Raw genomic sequence first — 24554 nt, 5'->3', positions numbered from 1 at the left:
GATGGTCACCAGCGAGGTCTCGCCGGCTTGCAGGGCGGCGTCGGCCACCACGATGGTTGCCGTCGGCCGCAGCGTGTCGATGGCGTAATTGTTGGAATCGGTGGTGCCGCTGTTGGTGTTGCCCGCCGCGTCGCTGACGCTGGCGTTGGCCAGCGTGATGAGGTTGGTCGTGTCCTGGATGTTGGCGGTCGGGGTGAAGATCGCCGTCCAGGTGACGCCGCCGTCGCCCGAAGCCACCGCCGACAGCGTGCCGTTCGCGATCGAGAGGTCGCCGTTGTCGAAGCCGCTCACCGCTTCCGAGAAGGTGATGGTCACCAGCGAGGTCTCGCCGGCTTGCAGGGCGGCGTCGGCCACCACGATGGTTGCCGTCGGCCGCAGCGTGTCGATGGCGACTGTATCGGAGCCCGTAGCGCCAGCGTTGCCGGCAGCGTCGGTGTAACCGCCGGCCGTTACCGAAACAGAGCCAAGACCACCAAAACCGTCTGCGGCCGTGAACTTTGCCGTATAATGAGAAGCATCGATCTTCACAAAATCAGTCAGCGTGCCATTCGTTGTCGTAACATCGGCAGAATCGAAGCCTGTCACCGGGCCAATAAAGGTGAACATCACGACCGAGTTGTTGTCACCATCATTTAAGGAAGAGTCGACAATATTTACGGAGACAGGAACATGTCCGTTGCTATCGAGAACGACAACCTGCTCGATCGCGGAAACCTTGAGGTTGATCGTGGTGAATGTGAATTCTGCTTGACCGGCTTGGCCGGTATTCGAGTTCGAGTTCGCACCAATGAAGGCACGAAACTGAGCAATTTCGGCGGTAAATGCCGCCATGAATGACGTATTGGCTAGTTGATCATTGCTTAGATAGATAGCGAGCGTATCGACCTCGGCAGTGCCTTTCGCAGCATTGCCGTTCCCGCCGTCGTAGACGTCGTAGCCGGAGAAGGTTGTTTGGCTGTCAATCTTGTACTGATTTTCCCAGGCTCGATAGATAAGCGTGTCCGCTCCCGATCCGCCCAGGACGGTATCGAAACCACTGCCTCCATCGAGCGTATCGGCGCCTGACCCACCATTAATATAGTCATTGCCGCCTCCGGCGACGATGACGTCGGTCCCGCTCCCGCCGATAAGAGAAGTAGCCATTTTCAACCCCCTTGTTTGTTTAAGAACAGACGCCCCAACATCTGTTTATTAACCGCCCTGAAAGACCAACTGCTCCTGTCGAAGCAGTCATTACGCGATCCGCACACAATTGGGGCGGAGGTGGATTGTCAGCGCATCACCCAAGAAGCCGCCACGCTACGAGCAGCCCGCTTAAACTGGCCGTTCGCAGGCAGGTGGTGGCTCGATGGTGATGGCTGCGACGACATTGGTCGTCGCGCTGCGTCTCCCCCACCCCAATTGCATCGTCTCAACTCGTTGGTTGCCGATCACGAGTTTTAGGTAATTCTTATATTAGGAGATTATTAACTCTAGCAGACCGGAAGCGTCAACGGGAAGTTTGCAAAGCAGTTAATAGTTGAAAATAAAGGAGCCACAGCCATGACAATGGCCTTTCGGTCAACCATATGGTGTGGCAGCCGAGCGGATAAGTTCATAGGCTGAACACCGCACCGCAGTCGCCCTGCACACATGCGCTGGCACAACGTCGACCTACAGCTATCCCTGGATAGTGTCTGCTTTTGGACGGAGGCCAAAATACTCGGAACGACTGAGATGCTGAAGGGTTGCGGGTGCCGTCAGGCGTACGAAAGTCTCTCATGCACGAACCCGCGGGCCGCACGCGGTGAGCTATGGGGATTTGTGTTTCGGGGTGTGCCAGCGCCTGTCGCGAACTTCCGCATAGGGTGCGAGGGACGTGTGGTGGAAGCGGCGTCCGGACCAAGTCGCGGCGCTCGTAGCGTTGATTCCCTGGAGTGCGTGACGACCGGCGCCACGGCAACGTGCACATGACATCCCGTTGATCGGCGCCACAGATCATGTCGCGGCTCGATGGCGCGGTCTCGGTGGCGGATGAGGTGCACGGCTTCAATTACTTCGATGACCGCAACCTGATCGGTTTTGTCGATGGGACCGAAAACCCGGTGGATCAAGACGCCGTCAAGGCCGCGATCGTCGGCAGAAGTATCTCATGGAACGCGCTCCCCATCGAGGAGCAGGAGGGAATTGTCGGCAGAAAGAAACTCTCCGATGTCGAGCTCGACGATGCCGTGAAACCGATCTCGGCGCACAATGCGCTGACCACGATCATCGAGGACGGAGAGCAGTTGCAGATTGTGCGCGACAACATGCCCTTCGGCGACGTCGGCAAGGGTGAGTTCGGCACGTACTTCATAGGCTACGCCCGATCGCCGCTTAGAATAGAGCAAATGCTGGAGAACATGTTCGTTGGCCGACCGCCAGGCAATTACGACCGATTGCTGGATTTTAGCCGCGCCATCACCGGCGCTTTATTCTTCGCGCCGTCGGCGACATTCCTCCAAAATATTGCGACGGAGTAAGTGGTCACCTCGACCACAGGCCCGTGCCCGTCGGGCGGACCTCATTCGGCATCTTCGTCATCTGGCCGGCGAGCTTGGCCTGCGCGAGATGACGGGCAGGGGAAGGTTTCGCGCCTGGGGGGTCGTGTGATCGAACGGACGGCGGGCTTCAGCCGAAAGGTTGGTCAGTCATAGACCTTGATAATCTTGCGAGTGCCCGGATCCACCAGAACTGTCCGGTTGTCGATCACGACATAGCGGTATTTGACGTCGGGCACTTCATGCAGCTCGACTGTCTCGGGCAGCACTGTGCCGATATTGAGTTCCACGCCGGGAACCTTCACCGATGCCAAAGGCTGCTTCTTCACATACTCATGGACGACCGTATCCTGCTCAGGCGTTATAATCACGTCCTGAGCAGCGACCGCGCCGACACCAGCGAAGAGCAACAACGCCGCAGCGGCGCCCGTAAGATGCATTCTCATGATTTTCTCCTCTTGCGGCTGGCGACCACGACGTCGTCCAAGCCGACCGCCAAACCGAACTTGGGCAACGTCAAACGTTCCGGGTTGAGGCTTCGGTCGGGCAGAGGGTAAGACTTAAGTCTGATCGTAAAACGCAATGGTCTTACCCATGATGTGGCGTGGAACAGCTTGCTTCCAAGGTTATTGTTTCTCCGGAAAGTTCGGAGAAATCAGATGGATAGAATGGTTAGCCAGGCTCGCTGGTTGCTCGCACCGCTTTTCGCGACCGCCGTCAGCTTTTTCGTGATCGGAATAGTGCTTGGCTGCCATATTTGCAGATCGGGCGCAGCTAGGTCCCTTCCTGTGCTGATAGGGTTCACGGGCCGCACCGCGGTTGGCGAATCCTCAATTTGGAACGGGCGCAAGGCCTGCCTTTTCCGGCCGCGCGCCTTAAGCGTTGGTACCATTAGAGTTGTGTAACACTGGGAGGCTTTCTATGGATCGGCGATCCTTCTTGAGAGCAATGTTTGGCATTGCAGGGGCAGCGGCCTTTGCAAGCGCGGTTCGGCCTATCGACGTAGTGGCAGGTGTTCCAGGGGCCAAAAGCGGCATTCTCGATGAACTCGACGCGCCAGACTCACCGACCTTCGATGACGAAGGTACTCAGGCGGAAGTGGAGCCGGTCTACCATCGGCGCTACCACGACCCTTATTACGACCCAGATTCAGATTACGACCCAGATTACGACCCAGATTACGGCCACTATCGCCGCCGCCACCACCGCCGGCGGGGCTGGAGAAGGGTCTGCCGTAGTTACTGGCGACATGGTCGCCGGCGCGTCCGGTGCTACCGCAGGCGGGCCGGGATCGTGTTTCGGTTCTAGTAGTCTACCCCGTGGATTCTGGCGATTGGGGCTCGACCCGACGGCATCTTCTCGAGGCTGCCGACCAGAGCTAGTTCCCAGGGGCGGGGCAGGGAACCGTCGTTTCGCAAATGGGGCGGCGGGCCTTCCATCGCAGGGTATGAACATTAGCATCTCTGAAAGTTTCTCGCTTGCGGCAGGGGATGCTCACCCATCTCTGCCGAACATCGGGATACGCACACCTGATCGGCGCGCGTTCTCCGCCAGAGGCGTGGGCTTTTGCGTGGTGGCTACCCTTCATCATAAGGCACGGGAGGGCCACGGCCCTTGGAGGCAATAGCCGCTGGCGCCGGCTACTTCCGCACGATCCACTCCAGCAACTCGGGATCAATGACGCTGCTGCCCGTAAAGTCGCGGATCAAAAGAGCGGCTTGTGTCCGCCATTGGTCTTCGGGAATGTTCGCTCGATGACGGATTTTACGAAGGTGCTACGCAGGATATCACAGTCAAAAGCAGATACCTGATCACCTGGTTGGTCCATGATGCCAACTCCCATCAAAGGGCGGGAGCACGACGAACTCTCAATCACCGTTGCCCACAACCTCAGTCGGTGACGGTAACGATTCATATCCCTATTGGTCTAGGGTTCAACGGGACTCGACTGTACGTTTTTAACCAAGGCGCAAGCAGCGGTTGTCAGCCTATTGCCGGGCTCTAGCTCTCGCAGGCGCCAATCCTCAAAGAGCCGCAATGGTCGGCGCGATTTTAGGCAATACTTTCACCGGCAACCGCGCTGGCCATTTGTTTCAAATATCTGCCTAGACCGAACGGCCGGCGCGCATCAGGGCCCGCGCAATTGCGAGGTGCGTTTCCGTCCTGGCATTCTCTTTCTGGGTCAATTGTCGGCGGCAATGAGCCGCTTCAGCGCCCGCAAGGTCTCGCTCCGCGTCCAGCCTACTTCCAACATGCAGTCGACCATCGCCTGAAAGCCTAGCAGTGGACCGGGTCAAGCCGGAAACGGCTTGGCTGGTTGGCCCAGGCCGTACAGATGGCTTCGTAGGGTGTAAGACCGCGAAGGTCTCTCGCCGCCTGGCCAAGTTGTAGCCGTCGAGAAAGGCGGCAGGTGATTTTCGAGGTGACGGTGGGTCTCGTAGTGATATCGCCGGACGGTTGCCTCCTTCAGCGTTCGGTTCATCCATTCGACCTGACCGTTGGTCCAGGGGTTGTTAGGCTTGGTGACGCAGTGCTCGATGCCATAAGCGCCGCATGCCCGATCGAAAGGATGGCCGCGCGCCAGCTTGCGGTTGGGCCGTCCCGGTTCTTGGGCAGTCGGCGAACTGGATGCCATTGTCGGTAAGCACGGTGTGGATCTTGTTGGGGACGGCTTCGACCAACTCCTCGAGGAAAGTCCTGGCGGTGACGTTGTCGCCTTCTGCATTAGCCGAGCGAAGGCGAACTTCGAGGTCCGGTCCACCGCCCCGAAGAGGTGGAGCTTGCCCTCCTCTGTTCGGACCTCGGCGATGTCGATGTGGAAGTAGCCGATCGGGTAACACTTGAAGGGCCGCTTGGCGGCGACCTCGGGCAGGCGGCTGACCCCGTGGCGCTGAAAGCAATGGGGCAAGGACGACCGCGTCAGGTGCGTCGCCTGCAGCGCATAGAGACAATCATCCAGAGGCAACAGCGTATGCTTGCGAAAGGGCGACGACCATCGCCTCTTCCTCGGCCGTCAGTACGGTCGAGCGCACGGTCTTCCCTGCCCAACAATGCAGCGTCGATTTCGCGCCACTACACCCTTTGATTAACCCGCTGCCGGAGCGGCAATCGCTGCTCGCTGAAACGATGTGTTGCTCTCAGGAACGGTGCCTGCGGATGACTGAAATGGGGCCGGTAAGCAGAAAGTCAGCTTCTGGGAATACCGGGCTAGAACGCTGAACTTTGGCCCGCGGGCTTGCTCGAGGCGCGGATCTGACTCTCAGTGATCGATGTGCCGCGTTATCCGCTCGGCTTGCGCTTGGCCCTTCGATCAAGGATCTGATTTCGGAAGCAGTTCTGCATTTCTTTGAAAGACCTGAAGCCAAGGCGCGGAGCGAGGCGAGATAAAGTTGTTGTCGACACGTTGCACCTGCGAGCGATGCAGGCAGAATTCTCGAAGGCGACGTAATCCGGCTCTGCAAACATCACGCGGGCAACAGTTTCTAGCTTCGCCGAAAGGATGAGTTCCCTCTTGGCAATCAGCGTTTTGATTTCATCGAGCGTTGGCGCCTTTGTGTTGCGGACTACGACTTGTCTGACACCCGCTCGTGAGGGATCGGGTCCCCCCGCACGCATGGTTATCACCTTTTGGCTGCTTGCATGAAGCTATCGAAGTCAGCGTCCCCAATCGGAACTGTGTGCTCGTAACCGGGGTACCGCCCGGAATCGACGTCGGCTTTGTATTCCCTGAAAGCCGCCACGCGCTCGTCCTGGATCTTCTGCAGCTCAGGGCCGAGGTTCCGGTAAACCTTTCCGTGCCGCGGCTTATGGTTCTTGCCATAGCCGCAGACATCCTCTGTGAAGAGGTATTGCGCATCTGCATGCTCGCCGGCGCCCATGCCAAGCATGACCAGCGACGAGTTTTCGGTCAGGAATTTCGCCACCCGGTCGGGCACGACTTCCAGTTCCGCCCCGAAGACACCGATCTCCTCGAGTTTCTGGGTGTGCCGCCAGAGGCGTATCGCTTCTTCCGCGCTCTTTCCAATTGCGCGCCAACCGGTCCAGGTGATGTACGAAGGGATCAGGCCGATATGCCCGACGACAGGGAGGTGGTTGTCGCAGAGCGCCTTCTGGATGTCGTAGGACGCGGAGCAGTAGAAGGCGTCGCCACCAATGCCAGCAAAGTGGAAAGCCGCACGCAGATAGTCCTCTGCCGTAGCCAGCGGACGGCCAGCAAAGCTGCCCCAGCCGCCGTAAGGCAGACCGACCTGAACGAAACAGTCGCCGGCTGCCTGTCGCATTTCCTGGTCAAAGTATCGGCCCTCGATGGAGAGCATGTGAATGCCTGCCGCGGCAGCGGCGGCTGCCTCGTCGGGCGTGCTGACGAAGAGCATGGATATCTTCTGTCCATTCCTCTTCATCTTTCGGATATCCTCGACATGAGGACGGTTGTGATACATGGCCATAATTAGCCTCCACTGCAGGTCAGATGAACTTGAAAGGAATCTGCGAGCAGCGCTCGATCGGAAAGCATGGTCGGACAGGGCCGCCCTTGATTATGACGCCCGCCCCGCATCGCGCCAATGAGCATCCCCGCATGGCTCACACCGTAAAAGCCCGCCGGAAAGCGACCAGCGCTGCCTCCGGATCGTTTTGGGCAAAGGCTTCCAGACCCACCGGCCCGGCGATACCCCATGTCGAACAGAGCTCTCGCGATGTAGGGCCAGTTCATCTCGCCTGTTCCCGGCTCGCAACGACCCGGATTGTCGGCCACCTGCACCTCGCCGATGAAGGGCAGGCATTTCTGACACCAGCGCACGATATCGCCCTCGCCGATCTGAGTGTGATAAAGGTCGAGATTGATCCGCAGTTGGGTGTCTATTGATCGATGACACCAATGCCAGCACCGCTGCCGTCGAGCCGAAGGGGCAGCCCGGGTGGTCAAGCAGGTTCAGGTTTTCAAGCGTGAAGACGACATCTTCGGCCTCGGCCATGTCGCAGATGCGGTTCAAGGTGTCCCGCGCCTTCAGCCACATGGGGCCGGTCTCGACTTCGGACTTCACAATAGGAATACCGCCGTCGCCGAGCCCGGTGCCGTGCAGGTTGAGCCTGGCAATCCCGAGGCGCTTTCCGACTCTTGCGGTCTCCAGGGCGGACTTCAAGAGCATGTCGGCGCCCTCGTCGTCGGCGAGCCTTCCTTCGAGGTAGCCGTTCATGATCGTGAAAGTCGCCCCCGACTTCTCGAGCGCTGCGAGGTCATGGTCCGGCCAATTCCACAATCCGACGCCGAAACCCATCTCATGCAGACGTGCGACGCGCCAAGCCATCGGACGATCAAGCCAAAGCATCTCGGCGCAGGCGGCCAACTGGAGGGGTTCGCTCATGACGGCTCAAACCTCGACCATGACGCGGCCGTTCTCGACCTTCGTCTTGTAAGTCTTGAGGTTCTCGCAAGCCGGGGGCGTCTCTACTTCGCCGGTCGTGAAGTCGAAAACGGAAGCGTGCTTGGGGCACTCAACCGTATTACCCATGACGAGACCGTCCGCCAGGTGGATCTTCTCATGCGTGCACAGCCCGTCTGTACAATAGTATTCATCCGCGTCGTTGCGGAAGATCGCGAAGGTACGGCCGCCATTCTCGAAGCGCTTGGCTTCCTCGGCTTCGATTTCGTCAGCGGCACAAGCGTCAACCCAGGGCATTGAGTCTCTCCTCAGATATCTTGCGGTTTGAAGTCTGCGGAAGCTGACGGCATCACGCTCTGGAGGAGCGCGACGGATTTTTCGAGCCCCTCCAGCGAGTTCAGAAGTACGTCCTCGTGCTCGATGGAAAGCCAGCCGTCGTAGCCAGCCATCTTGAGCCGATAACAGAATTGCCGCCACCACTCCTCACCATGGCCGAACCCAAGAGTGATGTAGCTCCACGAGCGGGCCGGAATATCCATCAGGTTGCCATTCTCAAGCAGCGAGGTCGTTGCCTGGACTGGCGGGTTCAGCATCGTGTCCTTGGCATGGACATGATAAATGGCCGCCCCCAGCGCTTCGGCGGCAACGAGCGGGTCAGCGCCCATCCAGAACAGGTGCGAGGGATCCAGATTGGCGCCCACGACAGGTCCTACCGCGTCTCGCAGCTTCAGCAGCGAAGGCACGTTGTAGACGCACTGATTGCCATGCAGCTCGAGCGCAATGCGCTCGACGCCGTTTTCCTTCGCCAGCGCCACGATCTCGGTCCAGAACGGGATCAGCTTTTCTTCCCATTGATATTTAAGGATGGTCTGCGTTTCCGGCGGCCAGGACGAGACGACCCAGTTCGGCATGCTGTCGCCAGCGCTGCCAGCCGGCAGACCGCTCATGGTGCAGACGGTGCGAATGCCCATCTCGCCGGCGACGCGGATCGTGTCTTTCAACCCTTGGCCTTGGGCCGGATCGGTTGGGTGCAGCGGATTGCCGTTGGCGTTGAGGCTTATGATCTCCAGGCCGCGTTCCACGAAAGCTGCAGCAATCCGCTTCTGCGCTTCCCTGTTACCCAGCATGGACGAAAGCCGGAAATGCGGGGCGGTCGACCAGCCGCAGGTGTTCACCTCGATGCCGGATACCCCCATGCGCTGGGCATGAATAAGCACCGCCTCGAACGGCAGATTGCCGAGACTGTCTGAAACGAAACCCAGCTTCACGCGTAGAACTCCGGCTTTGCAATCATCTGGACAGGCGTACGACGGGCTTCCTTCAGCGCTACCACGCCGGCCTCGGCAACGACGGCGGCGCAGTAGCCGTCCCAGCAATCCGAGGCGGTCGCGGGGAACTCACCGGTCATGACAAAGCGAAGGAAGTCGCGGTTCTGGCGGCGATAGGCATCGTAGTACCGGGTCCGCCAGTCGGCGTCGTAGCTTGTGCTTTGGGCAAGCGCCGACTCCCTGCGGGTGTAGGCAATGTTCTTCGTCGCCACCGCTCCGCGCTCGCCGATCAGTTCGGCGCGGACGTCATAGCCGTAGGCGGCGTTGTTGTTGATCTCGATATTGACGAGCTGCCCGTCGACGGTTTCCAACACCATGACGACAGGTGCCACACGCGCGTCCGAGCGGCTTGGCTGGAATGCAGAGATGGCAGCATATTCGGTGCCGAGCACATATCGCACCACATCGAATTCGTGCGGGGCCGAATTGGTGATAGCCATCGCGCCGGTAAAGTCGGCCGCAGGCGTTTCAACATTGCGGTGAAAATTGTGCATCATCAGCGCCCGGCCGAGATGACCATTATCGAGCGCTTGCTTCATTTCCTGATAGGATCGGTCGTAACGCCGCATGAAGCCGAGCTGGACGAATTTCGCCCCCGCTTTCCGTTCGGCTTCCATCACCGCGATGCAGTCAGCTGATGCTTGTGACAGCGGTTTTTCGCATAGGACGCGCTTGCCGGCGGCAATGCAGGCCATCGAAAGCGGCGCATGCGTGAAATCGGGACTCGCAATAATCACGGCGTCCACGTCTTGTCGCGCGATGGCGCCCTTGGGGTCGGTGGCAATGTCGAAGGCACCACTTTCATCGGCGACCAGACGAGCGCGCTGCTCATCCATGTCGCAGACCAATTGGAGCTTTGCGCCGGGAAGCTCCTCGGCAACTATCTTGGCATGGTCCGCGCCCATCAAGCCGGCGCCGATCACCGCAATGCGGATTGTCATCTCAGTCCTATTCTTTGTGTTTCGAATTTACGGGCAGCGGCGCGCCGTGATGCGCAGCCGACTTGCTGGGCCTCCAGGGAAGCGTCTACTGAGCGGCTGGGCCCCCCACCACCTGGAGGGACGGCGGATGCCCCTCATGCGTTTCCATGTAACCCTCGACCTGGGCTTCGAGGTCGGCCATGGTCTCGCCGCCAGCCATCAGATCTGTGATCTCCTCGCGTGACTTGTCGCCCTTGTGGAAATCCGCGGCGATGGCACCGCGGATCAGCACCGCGAAATGATCGCCGACGGCCATTGCGTGCATGACCTGGTGGGTAATGAAGACGACGGCCAGGCCGCGCCTCTTCGCCTCATTGACGATACGCAGCACATGCGAAGCCTGCTTGACGCCGAGCGCCGCGGTCGGCTCGTCCAGGATCAGCAAGCGCGCTCCAAAATACACAGCACGAGCAATGGCGAGCGACTGGCGCTCGCCGCCGGACAGCCCCCCAACCAGGCGGTCACCATCATCGATGCGTGTGATTCCGAAGTCGCGTACCGCTTTCACCGCGATCTCGTTGGCGCGCTTGCGGTCGTACACCTTGAACGGTCCCCAGCCTTTGGTCGGCTCTACGCCGACAAAGAAGGACCGCCCGATGCTCATCAGCGGGAAGGTGCCGCCGAACTGGTGCACTGTGGCGATTCCTTGTGCCTGGGCCTCCCGAGGTCCAGAGAAGGTAACCGGCTGACCGTCCATCAGTATCTGGCCGCTGGTGGGTTTGTGGACTCCGGCGAGCGTTTTGATGAGGGTCGACTTGCCGGCGCCGTTGTCACCGAGCAGACAAAGCACTTCGCCGGCGCGCACCGTCAGCGAAATGTCATGCAGGACGTCGATTGGTCCGAAGGACTTGTTGATGTTTCTCAGTTCGAGAATGGCAGGTTTATCGTTCATGGCGGGCTCATCTCCCATCTGCGATCCGGCTGGCCTGACACTGTTGATAGGCGAGGAAATTGAAGGTCGATGCTCGTTGATCGATGCGAGCCCATTGCTTGGCTGCTGTAGCAGATCATTTTTCATGGGTTTGCTGGCTCCCGCGGCACGCTTCGCTCGCGCCGCGGCCTGAAATACAGAGCCAGGTCGCGGAAGGACTGGTTCATCATCACCGCCACCAGAAGCATCACGCCGATGATCAGGTTCGACCAGTTCCGGTCAATCTGGGTGAAGTAGATGCCCTGGCTGACGATGGCGAAGGTGACGGTGCCGACGAAGATACCAATAACCGAACCGAAACCGCCGGTAAGCAGCACACCGCCCACCACCACGGAGACGATGGCATTGAAGATGAAGCTCATGCCGCCGGAGACCTGGGCGGAATTGAACAGGACCGCCTGACAGATCCCGACGAAGGTGGCGCTGACTGCGGACAACACAAACAGCGCAATGGTCACGCGGTCTGTCGGAATGCCGGCGTTGCGGGCGCTGACGCGGTCGCCGCCCATTGCAAACAGCCAGTTTCCGTAACGGGTCTTGTGCAGAACGAAGCCTGTGACAGCGGCGAATGCGATCCACCAGACGATGATGACCTGGTGGCTACCACCGATCAACTGTCCGAACAGGAATTTCGCCCAGTCCGGCGCCGTTAGGGCAACGCTGGCGTTGCCGGTTAGGAGCACCGAAGCACTGAGCACAACCCCCTGCATAGCGACCAGCGTGGCCAGAGTAATGATGAGCGAGGGCACGGAGGTGCGGATCGTCAGCAGACCGTTGACCAGGCCTACCGCCACGCCGATTGCCAGCGCCCCAGCTATCCCTACCCCTATGGGCAGTCCGTAGTAACCGGTGAGTATGGCGGTTGTCATGGAACCGGCTGGGATCAAAGCGCCGATGGAGATGTCGAGTTCGCCTGAGATCATCAGCAGCCCAACGGGAATGGCGACAATACCGAGATTGGCCGCGAAATTGACCCAACTCGCCGCGCCAACGAGCGTGTCCAGGTTGGCGCCGCCGAATAGAACGAAGAACAGCACCACACCGATAAGACTGAGGATCGAGCCGGCTTCGGGACGACGCAGCACCGATTTGATTGCGTCCATCATGACTGCGGCCCCTTCTTCGGCGAATAGCTGAGTGCCAATTGCCGGAAGGTGTCGTTTGTCAGCACCGCGATCAAAAGAAGCGCGCCGATTATGATGCTGCCGATGTTGGGATCCAGGCTGGTGAAGTAGATGCCCTGGTTCACGATCGAGAAAGTAATCGTGCCAAACACGATGCCAACGATCGAGCCGAAGCCACCCGTGAGCAGAACGCCCCCGATGACCACACACATGATGGAATTGAAGATGAAGGACTGACCAGCCAGAACCTGCGCACTCTGGTAGACCATCACCTCGCTGACCCCGACGAAAGCGGCACTGAAGCCGGATAGCATGAACAGACCGATGGTCAGCCGCTTGGTCGGAATGCCAACGTTGCGCGCACTTTCCTTGTCGCCACCGAGGGCATAGATCCAGTTGCCCAGGGGGGAGATGTGCAACAGCCAGAACAGGCCAATCACGAACAGCACCCACCACAGGATCGTGACCTGGAACATGCCGCCGAGATAGTCGCCGAAGATTGCCTTGGTAAGCGGGCCCGGCACAAGCGAGACGCCGGTGCTGCCAGCGATCTTGACGGTGAGACCTAGCGTCAGGCCCATCGTGAGGAACATGGTGCCGATTGTGATTATGAGTGACGGGATGGTCGTTCTCGTCACGAAGAGCCCGTTGAGGAGGCCGACAGCGAGGCCGAGGCCAAGCGCGGCCGTTATGCCAAGCCAGTCGGGCAGCCCATAGTGACCCGAGATGATGGCAGCGGTAAGCGACGCTGCGGGGATCACGGCGCCGACCGAGATGTCGAGTTCCCCGGCGATCATCAGCAACCCTATCGGCATTGCGATGATCCCAATCTCGGACGCGATGTTCAACCAGCTGGCCGTGCCGGCTGCCGACAGGAAGCCGCTTCCGCCGAACAGGCCAAAGAAAAGCAGAACCGCGACCAGGCCGAGGAACGAGCCCGACTCTGGTCGACGCGCCAGCCGGCCGAGGGCGAGTCCGGACCGCGTGGGGTCCCCCGCCTGGATCGATGTGGAAGTCACGGGATGTGCCATTGGGTAATCCGCGAGCGGGCGGCCAGCCACGATCAGGCCGCCGCAGGGAGATGGAATGGCCGCCCCCGCTCCATGCGAGGGCGGCACTGAACAAAGGGCTATCGCGTCCCGGCTTTCACACCAGCGATGGTAGCATCCACGGAAGCCTTGTCGATGATGCCGGGTCCGGTCAGGATCTCACGAGTGGGCACGGTGAGGCCGTAGTTTACATTGCCGTTCAGGATCGCCACGGCGAGGTAGCCCTGCAGGTAGCCTTGCTGATCAATCGCGCAGGCCTGTTTCCCGTCCTTGATGTTGTTCAGGATGGTCTCGTCGAAGTTGATGCCGCAGAGACGAACCTTATCGCTTTTTCCAGCCTGGGTGAGGCCGTTCATGGCGGAGTTGGCGTCAATATTACCGATGGTGAACACGGCGGTCACGTCCGAGTGCTGCAGCAAATAAGCCTTCACAGCCTGCGCAACAGCTGTAGCTGAACCGAACGACGTGGCGGGCAAGGGCAACACGTCGGCCTCGCCGCCGCCATTCTTCATCCCCTCTTTGAAGCCACCACAATAAGCTTCGATATTGGCTGCACCCGGGAGGGTGTTAATGCAGACGCCTTTCTTGCTGCCGGCTTTGGCCAGGTACTCGCCGCCCGCGACGCCACCCCTGTAGTCGTCAGAGCCGACGTAGTTCAGCGCGCCGAGGCGATCGGCCGCCTTCAACCCGCCGGCATTGTAGATGACCAGCGGAATGCCGGCACCCTTGACGGCCTTGAACGCAGGATCCATTGCTTCTGGCACCCAGTCCGGACCGACAATGGCATCGGCTTTCTGGTCGATTGCCTGCCGGATCAGCTCGGCAGCGTCCACACCCAGATTGTCATAGTTCTGGGGACCGAGCCAGGTGACCTTGCCGCCCTGGGCCTCGACCACCTTGCCGGCGTCTTCGGCACCCCGCTTGACGATCGACCAAAACGGATCGTCCGGCTTGCCGCCGATCACGAAGATGTTGGCGGCGAGCGTCGCGCCGGTGCTGAACGCAGTCAGAACCGTTGCCGATATGAGTGTCTTTAAAAGCTTCACAGTAGTCCTCCCAGGTTTCACCCGCCCTGCAGGTGTTCAAATTAAGTTCTGCTGCCCCGCGCCCGCTCCTCATAGGCGCTGATGCCTTTCCGTCTCTCCGCCGGCATACCCGAGCCTGCGCCACGGGCTTGCTGCTTGGCGCGTAGCTTCTCTTTCTTTTTGAGGAAGCGCGCCTTCATCGCGTCGTCGGCCTCCTTGCTGCCGTCGTGCCAGGTACCGAACAGCTTATCGAGCGGCACGAGACCGTCTCCGCCGTAGTTCACCTCGAAGTACGTGTGGTGCAGGTAGTGCACATAAGAATGGCTATCGAGATTCATCTTGTCGGTCAGTTCGAATGTTTCGAAGCCAAGATGACCGTTGACCGCGCCAAAGCCGGCGCCGTGCAGCGTGAAATAGGCGCAGACCGGGTTGGATGGGATCAGCAGGTGCAGCCACGCCTCGGCGTGATACAGGAAGCCTTCCACTGGGTGCATGGAAAGAGACGACCATGGGCTGGGGTTGATCGAATTGTGGTGAACCGAATGGACCCACTTATAGACAGGTGGCCAGTGGATCGCGCGGTGCAGCAGAAAGAAATAAACCTCGTGAACAAACGGCGCGAGCAACACCAGGAAAGACAAGTAGAGCCAATTGGTCGTCCAGGGCAGCCAGACCGCCCAGCTGTTGGCGTAGACCCACAGCATCACGATTTCGACCACCGTCCACAGCGGAATGGTGACAAAGAAGGACCGGAGGAAATTGTCTAGGTTCTGGCGCTGGAACCAGAAAACGTCGGACGGCACATCAGACGGAAATTTGGCATTGTATTTGAAGCGCGTGCCCTGCCGACGATGAACGTAGAAGCGCAGCTCGAAGAAGCCATAAAACAGGAAAATGCCGGCGGCGTTCAGACCGTAAAGCCAAAAATAGTTGAGCAGCGACAAGCTTGCCAGGCTCTGCCAGTTCGGGATGAGAAAATTCACCCAGAGGAGCGATGTGGCGATGTGGAAAGCATTCCACGGCCAAAAAAAATCAGGGAGCCAGGCGATGACCTTTCTTGCATTGAACGGACGATGCCACAACGGCGCCGGTTCGGCGCGGCGGTGCGGCGCCCAATTGCCGCGCTTGTCGCGTGTCCCATACTGAAGGTCATCCATCGTAACAGCACCTCCGTGCCCGGATCAGTCTTGAGCGTGTGGGTCTAGCCGCCGAGAGCCATCACCAGATCACACCCTAGCTGGCACATTTCATATCGGAGGGTTGATATTTGTAGTAGTCGAAAATAATATCAAAATGACATTTGTATCATTTCGGCTCAATCATCATGATACAAACGAAGGTGAGGTTCATGACTCGGCCGACAATTCGCGATCTCGCTACTGCCGCAGGCGTATCCACAGCGACCGTAAACAGAATTCTGAGCGGCTCGGTTTCCGTACGTCCGAAAACCATCCAGCGCGTTCAAAGCGCGGCTGAAGAAATAGGGTTCTACGGCATCGGCGCGATTGATAACCGAGCCCGTCAGATATCGCCGCATTATCGGTTGGGTTTCCTACTCCAGCAGTCCACTCGCGATCTCTACCAGCTGTTCGGCAAGAAAATCGTTGCCGCCTGTCGCGATCGCCGGGACGAGGTGATCGAGCCGGTTATCGACTTTGTGGATCTGCTGACACCGGAGACTATCTCGAGCCGCCTCGTCGCGCTCGGCGAGTCGTGCGACGCTGTCGCTGTGGTCGCCGCAGATCATCCGATCATTGGCCAGGCCATCCGTTCTCTGAAGGAGATCGGGAAACCCGTCATCTCTTACATTACCGACCAATCAGCGCCGGAACGGGCGGCGTATGTAGGCACCGACAACTGGAAGCTGGGGCGCACCGCAGCCTTCCTGATCACCCAGACCACACATGGCCCTGGTCGCATTGCGGTGTTCATAGGGAACCACCGCTATCAATGCCAGGACGTCGCAGACGCCAGCTTCCGGTCCTATTTGCGCGAGCATGCTCCGCGGCTAACAGTGGAGGAAAGTCGTCCGACCCATGAGGAATCGAGTGAGGCGTACCGCATGGTGGCCGAGTTGCTGAAGGCGACTGACGACCTTGTTGGCATTCTGATCGTCGGCGGCGGAATAACCGGCGTCCTCCGTGCGCTAAGGGAGGCAACTCTCGAAAAGCGCTCGGGGATCAAGCTGGTTTGCCGTGATATTGGACCCGAAACCCGAAAGGGACTGTCTGAAGGGTTGATCACTGCAGCTCTCTGTCATCCGCTCGACGCAACCTCGGCCCTTCTTGTCCAAACCATGATTGATGTCATTGGACCACAAGCACCGTTCGCCACCCTTCAGCGGTCAATTCCTTTCGAAATAGTCACGCCGGAAAATATCTGAGGCAAATGTCAGCTAGGGGTCGCCCCTTCGGGCGTTCTACGACCCTTCAGAATGTCCGCTTTCAGTTCACTCACAAGCCGACCTCAACGACCGACATGCTGCGCTTTGCTGCTCGGCAGCCTATGGGGGTTGGCCGGCATCCGTAACCCTACACAGATCGCGTCGATGCATGGGGGCGCCTGAACGTGCGCTTCTCACAGTCCCAAGCCACAAGTCCGCTTCCGGCCAACGTGTTGGCTTGGCGACGGGCCGGCGTCCGAAAGCCTCCAGGGAAAGAACCCGCGGGATGGAGGCTCGGTTTCGGCGCTATGGGGATTTGACGGTTTCGCTTGGTCCGCGGTGGGTGCACTGATGCGCCTGACAGGTGGGACTGCTCAGGTTGACGGGCGCGCGCGGCCGGCCGAGGCGGCGCATGATGCGGTGTGGCGGTTGAAGAGCGGGCGATTTCGGTGCGGTTGGGCGGCGGCGCGCGCGGAGTGCCCGCTCTTGCAAGAAGACGACGCCAGAAACGTCCAAGAGGCGATCCTCGCTTCGGTGGTTCGCTCATCGCTCGACTGCGTGATCGTCACGGACGAAGCCGGATTGGTTGTGGAATTCAACCCGGCGGCCGAGGAGACCTCCGGCTATTCGCGCGCTGAAGCGGTCGGCAGACAGATCTCGGAGCTCATCGTCCCGCCGCATCTGCGCAAGGCGCACGCAGACGGGCTTGCGGCCTATCTTGCGGGTGGCGTCCCGCTCGTTGCTCGGGCGTCGCACAGAGCAGACTGCCATGCGAACACACTCGTGTCGCTGCTCCAGCGCGTCCTCGCGAAATCGAAGCGCTTGAGCAGTGAGCAAGGCATACCGATCGAACCACGGCTAGCGGAAACAACGACCGAACTGTTCCGAACGTCGTCGAGGCTCGTATGGCATACGCATGGAGAGCGAAAGCGGTGAAACCATGAGCGCCGGCAGGCCTGCGTCACGCCCCTTTTCAGCACACCGTTGGTCATGCGATGGCGCCGAGGCTCATTGTTAACACCAGCACGGATAGTTGGTGTTAACAGTGCAGTGATTGCGCTCACTGAACTTCCCGCGTAGGAGCGAGATAGTCAACAAGGAGACCGAACTATGGACGACGCAAGCGAGCAGTCGGGCATCGATCTGTTGGGGCTGACCGCAGACATTGTCGCCGCCTATGTTCAGAACAACGCGACTCCGGTGTCGGGTCTCTCGGATTTGATCCTCAGCGTCAATTCTGCTCTGTCAGGGTTAATAGAGCCCGTCGCCCCACCGCCACCAGTGCTGACTCCAGCGGTAAATCCGAATAAGTCGGTGTTTCCCGACTACATCGTAAGCCTCGAGGATGGGCGCAAGTTCAAATCTATGAAACGCCACCTAGGTTTGCTGGGCATGACACCGGACCAGTACAGAGCTAAGTGGGGTCTTGCGAAAGACTATCCTGTGGTGGCGCCGAGCTACGCGGCCCAGCGATCAGCGCTCGCAAAATCCATGGGCCTTGGCCGCAAGGCAGCTGCGAAAACGCCGCTGAGGAAAGCGTAAAGGCGAAAAGCTTAGGCGTCCCTCGGTATCTGTAACTTCTAGACTTCCGCTCCTAACGGACGCATTCTCCCTCCTGGGAGAGGGCGATGGGCAAAGCAGTTCATCTCAAATGGACAGGACGACGAAGGCCATGGTGGCACTCGCATCGCGCCAGTCACCTCGTAATGGTTCTTGTACTACTTGGGTTTACGTCCGTTGCTTGCGGCGATCAGCGCTAGCTCCCGCGGGTCCATTCGTCCGGCACTTCACCGAGCTATGTCGCGGCGCGGAATATGGGCTGCGACATCAAGGGGAACATTAACGAGCGCGGCGAGCGCATCTATCACATCGCCGGCCAAGCATATTATTCGGCAACGCGCGTGAATCCGGCCCGAGGCGAGCGCTGGTTCTGCTCGCAGTGGCAAGCATGGTGGGCCGGTTGGCGGAAAGCCAAGGTGTGATGGTGGCGACCGCCTTGGACCTGTTCATTGCCCTTGATAGCCGCGAATAGCCCTCATGGCTCTCCCGGCCCGTCTTCACTCCGTGAATCCAGAGAACCGGCCGGGCGCATCCAGATCACGCCGGAAGGATCGGAGAGCGTGCCTTCGCCTGAAACGAGTGACGAGTGGCGACAACAAGATTGAGTGCAATGGCGTTTCGCTGCGGAGCCGATCCGGACGTGTCGTCACGCCAATTCCATCGCGTTGGCCGAAATGCTATCCGGATCGACAAGCACTCGCTTTCACCTCGTTCGATTGAGATTGCCAGGACCGCTGATTTGGGGATGCTCACTCGCGCCACGACCGGCTCTGGCACCGGGACGCCGCGATGGCCCCTTGCGAAGGATTCGGCAATCCGTCGGTCGGTCGTCCAAGACAGGCCGTGCAGGCGATCCCTGCTACACCCACGATAGATCTGAATGACATCGGGTAGCTGATCGTAGAACACGCGATCCTGGCCTTCCAGGAAATCCTCCATCGGCTGATGGAACTGCAGCAGTTCCAGGAGTTCATCCTGCTGATGCCAGGTCGCGTCCGACGTCGGCCAGACGTTGTGGAATACGCCAGAACAACTCGGCTGGAAGATACCATCGTCCAGCATGAACTGAAGCCGGTTGACCGAGTCGAGCCCTCCAAGGATTCGCTTCCACGTCACAGTCAACCTCGATCACAGTAACTCCCGGAGTGAGTGCAAAAGAAAACCAGCGACCTGCCGGTTTGGCAATTTCAGCGAGCGGCACTGCCAGTATGAGAACGTGCCCGGAAGCGCGGCAACAACCAGCAAAAGCGTCGATTGCTGGGGCGAACCGACGCGGTCCCGCGTGTCAGATCCTGTTTTCCCAACCCTGTCAGATTTTTCCAGCACTCTTCCAAATTCAATTTTTCGAGGGTGTCATGGTCCATCAGGCTTCCTCTGGGAACTCACCCACTGGCTGCTGCCCGAAGACAACTTTGGACCGGAAGCGGATGTCGTCTTCTGGCTCTGCAAGGAAGATTGCAGACGATCAACCTACTGGAGATGGGTCGTGGGGCGCTAGCGGCGGCGATGCCCGAGCGCCTGGACCTTGGCTAGGTCTGGTCGATTCGTTTGCCGGCAAGATCGGCGCCTATCTCGTCAAGGATTGGTGGATGGCGCTAGTGTCTCGGTTTGAAATTTTAGACACCTCAGAAGCGACCGTTCAGCTAAGCATCGAGATGTGGTATGATTCGCCTCATGGGGAAGAAGAAGGCAAAGCAGGCGATTGATGCGCCGTTAGAGGGCGGGCTTGAAGCGGAGGCAGCCTACTATGCCCGCAAGGTTGGCATCACTAGAGACGAGGCCGCCAAGATCATCCGGGAAGCGCAGGCACCGAAGCGCTGGATTGTCCACAAGGACGCCGTGACGGGCAGGTAACCGCTTAGCTACCTGCTTTTTGTAAAGGACCGCGCTTGCCCACCTTCGGCGCAACGGCTTCCATCACTGAGGCATACCTGGATGGCGCGCTGGTCGTGGTCGGTCAGCTCATGCGGGATAGTCAGGGCTGACCGGCGAGCAAGACAATCAGGCGAGCCCTCCACGCAGTAGCGCACATCTTGACCGTACAAACGACGACGATTTCGCGCAGGTGCAGAGCTCATCATTTGCACCCTGTCATCTCTACCGCTACGTTTCTCCACCCAGCCCGTTTCCAGCCCGCGTTCATATTCTGAAGGACCCATGACATCCGATAACAAAGCGCGTGAACATTTCGCCATCGATCTCGCGCGACGCGCCGGTGAGTTCGGCCTGAAATATTTCCGCGATCTCGACAGCCTTACCATTGAGAGCAAGGGCCATCAGGATATGGTTTCGCAGGCCGACCGAGAGGTCGAGCTGTTCATCCGCGCGGCGATGAAAGCTGCCTATCCGGACGACGGCATTGTCGGCGAGGAACATGCCTCGGTCGCCGGATCGACCGGGCATGTCTGGGTGATCGACCCGATCGACGGCACTGCGAATTTCGTGCGCGGCATTCCGGCTTGGTGCGTGGTCATCGCCTGCGCCAAGGATGGTGATACCGTGGTCGGCGTCATCCACGAGCCCTCCACCGGCGAGACCTTCCATTGCCGCAAGGGCGGTGGTGCGTTTCTCAACGGCAAGCCGATCAGGACAAGTGCCGTCACCAGCCTGACCGAAGGTTCGGTCGGCATCGGCTTCTCCAACCGCGCCGAGATGCAAAATATCGTTACGCTCATCCGCTCTCTGGTTGCCGAAGGCGGCGTGTTTTTCCGCAACGCTTCGGGTGCGCTCATGCTCGCCTATGTCGCTGCCGGCAGGTTGCTGGGCTATGTCGAGGAGCACATGAACGCTTGGGATTGCCTGGCCGGCATGCTTTTGGTGGAGGAAGCCGGCGGCACAATCGTCAAGCCGGACCCGAGGACCGTTCTGGAGAAAGGCACGCTGGTGATCTGCGCCGGCAACGGTGTGTTCGCCCAGATTCGCGACCTCTGCGTCGAACCCTTCAAGCTTTGATCAGAACCGGGCCGCGCTCCGGAAAGCCGATGCCGACACTGTGGCCCGCCTGAAACGGCTCATCGACGTTGCGCGACAACACGAACACGTCGCCAAGCGCCGTGGCAATGACCAGTTCGAGATGGCTGCCGGCATAGGTGACCTTTACGACCGTACCTGCGATCGTCTGCGGCGCGCCGGCAGGACCGATCTCGATGCGACTTGGACGGACGGCCAGCTTCGCCGGGCCGGCCCGGTGCCCACGCGCCGGCAGTTTCAAGGTAAGCGAACCTAGCCGAACGGCCGCTTCGTCCCCTTGCACTGAGACCACCTCGCAATGCAGTATATTAGCTTCACCGATGAAGTCGGCAACGAAAGCGTCGGCTGGCGCATCGTAGAGTTCGCGTGGCGTGCCGTCCTGTGCGACCACTGCCTTGTTCATGACGATGATGCGGTCCGAAACCGCCAGCGCCTCTTCCTGGTCGTGCGTGACATAGACCACGGTCAGCCCGAGCTTTATCTGGATCTCCCTGATTTCCTCGCGCACGTGCCGGCGCAGTTTGGCGTCGAGGTTGGAGAGAGGCTCGTCGAACAGCAGCACTTGCGGTTCGAGCACCAGCGCGCGCGCCACCGCCACGCGCTGCTGCTGACCACCCGACAGTTCGCTGGGCAGGCGCGCCTCGAAACCGGTCAGGCCGACCAACTCCAGCCCGGCGCGGGCGCGGGACGCGGCCTCCTTCTTGCCATGGCCGGAGAAGCGCAAACCGTAGGAGACGTTTTCCATCACCGTCATGTGCGGGAACAACGCATAGGACTGGAACACCATGGATACGTCGCGGTCGGTGGCCGGCAGCCGAGTCACGTCGTCGCCGCCGATCAGGATACGGCCGCTGGACGGCATTTCCAGGCCGGCTATCATGCGCAGCGTCGTCGTCTTGCCGCAGCCGGAAGGTCCGAGAAGTGTCACCAGCTTTCCGGCTTCGATTGCAAGTGAGATGTCGTTCACCGCCGGCGTACTGGCACCTGGATAAGTCTTGGTGACATGCTCGAAAGTCACCGAGGCTGCATTGCCGCGAATTTCGGCCATCACCCGGCTCCTGCTATTGTCGTCTGGCCGCCTGGCGTTGCGGGCAGGCTGACATTGGTGCGTACGCTCCAGCCGCCGTCGCCCCCCTGGATGCCGCGCCGGCCGATATTGCGGCTGCCGACGACCAGCTGCATCAGGCCGATGACCACCAGCATGACGACGATCAGTACCGTCGAATAGGCGATAGCGATGCCGTACTCATTGTTCTCGACACGTCCGACGATGTAGCTGGTCGAAAGATCGTAGCGCGCACTGACCAGGAAGATGACGGCGCTGATTGCGGTCATCGCACGCACGAAGGAATAGACAAGCGCCGCCAGCATTGCCGATCTCAGCAATGGCAGGATGACGCGTCTGAAGGTCTGCCAGGAGTTGGCGCCAAGTGTGAGCGAGGATTCGTCCAGGCTGCGGTCGATCTGTGACATGGAGGCGACGCCGGCCCGCACGCCTACCGGCATGTTGCGGAAAATGAACGACAGCACGAGGATGATGCCGGTTCCGGTCAGTTCGATCGGCGGTACGTTGAAGGCAATGATGTAGCTGACACCGATGACGGTTCCCGGAATCGCGAACGACAGCATCGTCGCGAATTCGAAGGCATTCTTGCCACGGAAGTTCTGGCGAACGAGAAGGTAGGCGGTCAGAAGTCCTATCCCTGCGGTCAGCGGCGCCGATATCAGTGCTATTTCCATCGTCGTCCAGAACGAACTCCATGCCGAGCCCGACCAATGGATGCCGAATTCATTCCAGCCGATGGAGAATGCCTTCTTGTAGTTCTGCAATGTGAGGCTCTGATCGACGCCCCACAGCTTGACGAAGCTGCCATAGAAGATCACCGCGTAGACCAGCACGGTGAACGCCGTCCATATCCCAGCGATGATATATAGCGCGTGTGTCAGCCCCTCCGGCAAGCGTGGATGGACGCCGGCGTCGCCCTTGCCGGTGACAGTGGTATAGGAGCGCCTGCCGATCCAGAAGCGTTGCGCATAAAAGGCGCCAAGCGTGAAGCCTAGCAGCACCAGTGCCAAGATCGCCGCAAGTGCCGCATCGTTCTGCGCGCCGACAATGGCGAAGAAGATTTCCGTCGACAGGACATCGTAATTGCCGCTCAGCACCAGCGGATTGCCGAAGTCGGCCATGCTTTCGATGAAGCCGAGCAGAAAGGCGTTGGCGAGGCCTGGCCTCATCAGCGGCAAGGATACGGTCCAAAAGGTCTGCCAGCGGCTGGCGCGCAGCGTCTTCGAGGCTTCTTCCATGGACGGGCTGACGCCTTCGACAACGCCGATCAGAACCAGGAAGGCGATCGGGGTGAAGGCGAGAACCTGGGCGATGAGCAGGCCGGGAAGTCCGTATACCCAGCGTGTTGGCTGGATGCCGAAGACGCCGGCGACGCTCTGTGTCACTGCGCCCGACAGTCCGAACAACAGGATGATGGCAAGGCCGATGACAAAGGCCGGCGTGATGATCGGCAACACGGTCAGCGCACGCAGCAGCTTGCCGTGGCGGAAACCCGTGCGTGTCACGACAAGCGCGAACACCAGCCCCAGAAACATGGTCAGCAGACCGACGAGTACAGCGAGCAGCAGCGAGTTCCAGGCAACGCCGCAGCGGCTGCCGCCGGCCAGACAAGCCAGGCTCCAGAGGCGCGAACTGAACAATTTGGCCAGGAACGCGACAAGCGAATAGCCTCCGTCGTCGGTCTGCATGGCGTTGGCCAGCATCATCAGGATCGGCATGAAGATGAAGACGGAAACCACCGCGACGACAAAGCCGATTGAGCTGACGACGAATACGTCGCCGCCGACGGCACCGCGTGCGGCAATACCCAGGGTGAACAGGAACAGAAAGGCGCCACTGACCAGCAGGGCGCCGTAACCCATGCCGAACTGGCGGTCGCCAAGATCGCCGAACAGGCTGGTCAGCCAGCTGAACTGCCAGCCGTGCAATCCGATGGCGAAGCCCTGGAACAGAAGCCAGCCAAATCCAGTAGCGCCGACAATGACGAGCAGCCGGCCGAAAAACGGATCGGATTTGTTGCGACCCCACAGAAGCAGCGGCGCCGCCAGCAGGAAGCCGAGCGGCGCCAACCACAGTTTCCCGCCCTTGAGGGCCAGAACCAGCGCCGGTGCGAATTTGCTTTCGAACGGGTAGCCGTCTAACAGCCAGGAAAGGCCGAAGAACCCGTCCTCGATGCCGTACCAGGGCAGCAAGGCAAACCCCACCCATCCGATCGCCATCCAAAGGACGGCGGTCGGT

The 24554-nt window shown here is 59.8% G+C and carries 21 protein-coding genes and 3 pseudogenes; 8 read left to right on the top strand and 16 right to left on the bottom strand.

Annotated features, from left to right (window positions below; all coding sequences use genetic code 11):
• The coding region (locus NKH19_RS27480; RefSeq protein ID WP_352872596.1) for an Ig-like domain-containing protein at nt 1–1143 on the bottom strand (1143 nt) is incomplete at its 3' end.
• Nucleotides 1144–1967: 824 nt separating this feature from the next.
• On the opposite strand from NKH19_RS27480, the pseudogene NKH19_RS27475 reads away from it, so the two are divergent.
• Nucleotides 1968–2501 (top strand): annotated as a pseudogene (locus tag NKH19_RS27475) (Dyp-type peroxidase); the annotation flags it as partial.
• Complete coding sequence (locus NKH19_RS27470; protein WP_352872594.1) at nt 2389–2631, top strand: helix-turn-helix domain-containing protein; 243 nt, start codon at nt 2389–2391, stop codon at nt 2629–2631. The pseudogene NKH19_RS27475 and the gene NKH19_RS27470, both read left to right, overlap by 113 nt.
• Before the next feature lie 34 nt (nt 2632–2665).
• On the opposite strand, the gene NKH19_RS27465 is transcribed toward NKH19_RS27470, so the two are convergent.
• From NKH19_RS27465 to NKH19_RS27410, 12 genes and pseudogenes are all read right to left on the bottom strand, one after another.
• On the bottom strand, nt 2666–2965 hold the full coding sequence (locus NKH19_RS27465; protein ID WP_352971057.1) for a DUF1236 domain-containing protein: 300 nt from the start codon (nt 2963–2965) through the stop codon (nt 2666–2668).
• Between the two features lie 1831 nt (nt 2966–4796).
• Nucleotides 4797–5557, bottom strand: a pseudogene (locus tag NKH19_RS27460) (DDE-type integrase/transposase/recombinase); the annotation flags it as partial.
• A 582-nt stretch (nt 5558–6139) separates the two neighbouring features.
• Nucleotides 6140–6964 (bottom strand): 3-methyl-2-oxobutanoate hydroxymethyltransferase, encoded by an 825-nt coding sequence (locus NKH19_RS27455; RefSeq protein ID WP_352983143.1) that lies wholly within the window; start codon nt 6962–6964, stop codon nt 6140–6142.
• A 136-nt stretch (nt 6965–7100) separates the two neighbouring features.
• Nucleotides 7101–7882: pseudogene (locus tag NKH19_RS27450) on the bottom strand (TIM barrel protein).
• A gap of 6 nt (nt 7883–7888) precedes the next feature.
• Nucleotides 7889–8197 (bottom strand): MocE family 2Fe-2S type ferredoxin, encoded by a 309-nt coding sequence (locus NKH19_RS27445; RefSeq protein WP_192180180.1) that lies wholly within the window; start codon nt 8195–8197, stop codon nt 7889–7891.
• Between the two features lie 11 nt (nt 8198–8208).
• The gene (locus NKH19_RS27440) at nt 8209–9168 is read right to left on the bottom strand and encodes a sugar phosphate isomerase/epimerase family protein (RefSeq protein ID WP_352872590.1); all 960 of its coding nucleotides are present in this window, start codon (nt 9166–9168) and stop codon (nt 8209–8211) included.
• Nucleotides 9165–10169, bottom strand: a complete 1005-nt coding sequence (locus NKH19_RS27435; RefSeq protein ID WP_352872589.1) for a Gfo/Idh/MocA family oxidoreductase — start codon at nt 10167–10169, stop codon at nt 9165–9167. Before NKH19_RS27435 ends, NKH19_RS27440 begins: the two co-directional genes overlap by 4 nt.
• Nucleotides 10170–10254: 85 nt before the next feature.
• Nucleotides 10255–11100, bottom strand: a complete 846-nt coding sequence (locus tag NKH19_RS27430; RefSeq protein ID WP_352872588.1) for an ATP-binding cassette domain-containing protein — start codon at nt 11098–11100, stop codon at nt 10255–10257.
• A 122-nt stretch (nt 11101–11222) separates the two neighbouring features.
• Nucleotides 11223–12242: an ABC transporter permease gene (locus tag NKH19_RS27425; protein WP_352872600.1), complete on the bottom strand. Its 1020-nt coding sequence runs from the start codon at nt 12240–12242 to the stop codon at nt 11223–11225.
• Nucleotides 12242–13294 (bottom strand): ABC transporter permease, encoded by a 1053-nt coding sequence (locus NKH19_RS27420; protein ID WP_352872586.1) that lies wholly within the window; start codon nt 13292–13294, stop codon nt 12242–12244. The genes NKH19_RS27425 and NKH19_RS27420 overlap by 1 nt, the downstream gene beginning before the upstream one ends.
• Nucleotides 13295–13392: 98 nt before the next feature.
• Nucleotides 13393–14337, bottom strand: a complete 945-nt coding sequence (locus NKH19_RS27415) for a sugar ABC transporter substrate-binding protein (protein ID WP_352872599.1) — start codon at nt 14335–14337, stop codon at nt 13393–13395.
• A 62-nt stretch (nt 14338–14399) separates the two neighbouring features.
• The gene (locus tag NKH19_RS27410) at nt 14400–15494 is read right to left on the bottom strand and encodes a sterol desaturase family protein (protein WP_352872584.1); all 1095 of its coding nucleotides are present in this window, start codon (nt 15492–15494) and stop codon (nt 14400–14402) included.
• A gap of 191 nt (nt 15495–15685) precedes the next feature.
• On the opposite strand from NKH19_RS27410, the gene NKH19_RS27405 reads away from it, so the two are divergent.
• The 4 genes from NKH19_RS27405 (at nt 15686) to NKH19_RS33640 (ending at nt 18702) form a co-directional block, all read left to right on the top strand.
• Nucleotides 15686–16720 (top strand): LacI family DNA-binding transcriptional regulator, encoded by a 1035-nt coding sequence (locus tag NKH19_RS27405; RefSeq protein ID WP_352872582.1) that lies wholly within the window; start codon nt 15686–15688, stop codon nt 16718–16720.
• A 486-nt stretch (nt 16721–17206) separates the two neighbouring features.
• Entirely contained in the window at nt 17207–17656 is a 450-nt protein-coding gene (locus NKH19_RS27400) for a PAS domain S-box protein (protein ID WP_352872580.1), read from the top strand.
• Nucleotides 17657–17830: 174 nt separating this feature from the next.
• The gene (locus NKH19_RS27395) at nt 17831–18262 is read left to right on the top strand and encodes a Ros/MucR family transcriptional regulator (RefSeq protein ID WP_352872577.1); all 432 of its coding nucleotides are present in this window, start codon (nt 17831–17833) and stop codon (nt 18260–18262) included.
• Between the two features lie 272 nt (nt 18263–18534).
• Nucleotides 18535–18702, top strand: a complete 168-nt coding sequence (locus NKH19_RS33640; protein ID WP_502911050.1) for a sunset domain-containing protein — start codon at nt 18535–18537, stop codon at nt 18700–18702.
• A gap of 115 nt (nt 18703–18817) precedes the next feature.
• Here NKH19_RS33640 and NKH19_RS27390 read toward each other — a convergent pair whose 3' ends face one another.
• On the bottom strand, nt 18818–19342 hold the full coding sequence (locus NKH19_RS27390) for a hypothetical protein (protein ID WP_352872575.1): 525 nt from the start codon (nt 19340–19342) through the stop codon (nt 18818–18820).
• Nucleotides 19343–19954: 612 nt separating this feature from the next.
• Between NKH19_RS27390 and NKH19_RS27385 the strand changes: the two genes are divergently transcribed.
• Together NKH19_RS27385 and NKH19_RS27380 are read left to right on the top strand one after the other, a co-directional pair.
• Nucleotides 19955–20134: a hypothetical protein gene (locus tag NKH19_RS27385; protein WP_352872573.1), complete on the top strand. Its 180-nt coding sequence runs from the start codon at nt 19955–19957 to the stop codon at nt 20132–20134.
• A 303-nt stretch (nt 20135–20437) separates the two neighbouring features.
• Nucleotides 20438–21232, top strand: coding sequence for an inositol monophosphatase family protein (locus NKH19_RS27380; protein ID WP_352872571.1), 795 nt, complete (start codon nt 20438–20440; stop codon nt 21230–21232).
• Here NKH19_RS27380 and NKH19_RS27375 read toward each other — a convergent pair.
• A complete protein-coding gene (locus NKH19_RS27375) occupies nt 21222–22298 on the bottom strand; it encodes an ABC transporter ATP-binding protein (protein ID WP_352872570.1) in 1077 nt (358 codons plus the stop codon). The two genes, NKH19_RS27380 and NKH19_RS27375, sit on opposite strands and share 11 nt — an antisense overlap.
• The gene (locus tag NKH19_RS27370) at nt 22298–24535 is read right to left on the bottom strand and encodes an ABC transporter permease (protein WP_352983138.1); all 2238 of its coding nucleotides are present in this window, start codon (nt 24533–24535) and stop codon (nt 22298–22300) included. Before NKH19_RS27370 ends, NKH19_RS27375 begins: the two co-directional genes overlap by 1 nt.
• Nucleotides 24536–24554: the final 19 nt, after the last annotated feature.

This window comes from Mesorhizobium sp. M1338 (genome assembly GCF_040318045.1).
Lineage (GTDB): Bacteria > Pseudomonadota > Alphaproteobacteria > Rhizobiales > Rhizobiaceae > Mesorhizobium.
The sequence above is the reverse complement of the archived record's forward strand: the minus strand, read 5'-3'. Positions and strand labels throughout refer to the sequence as shown.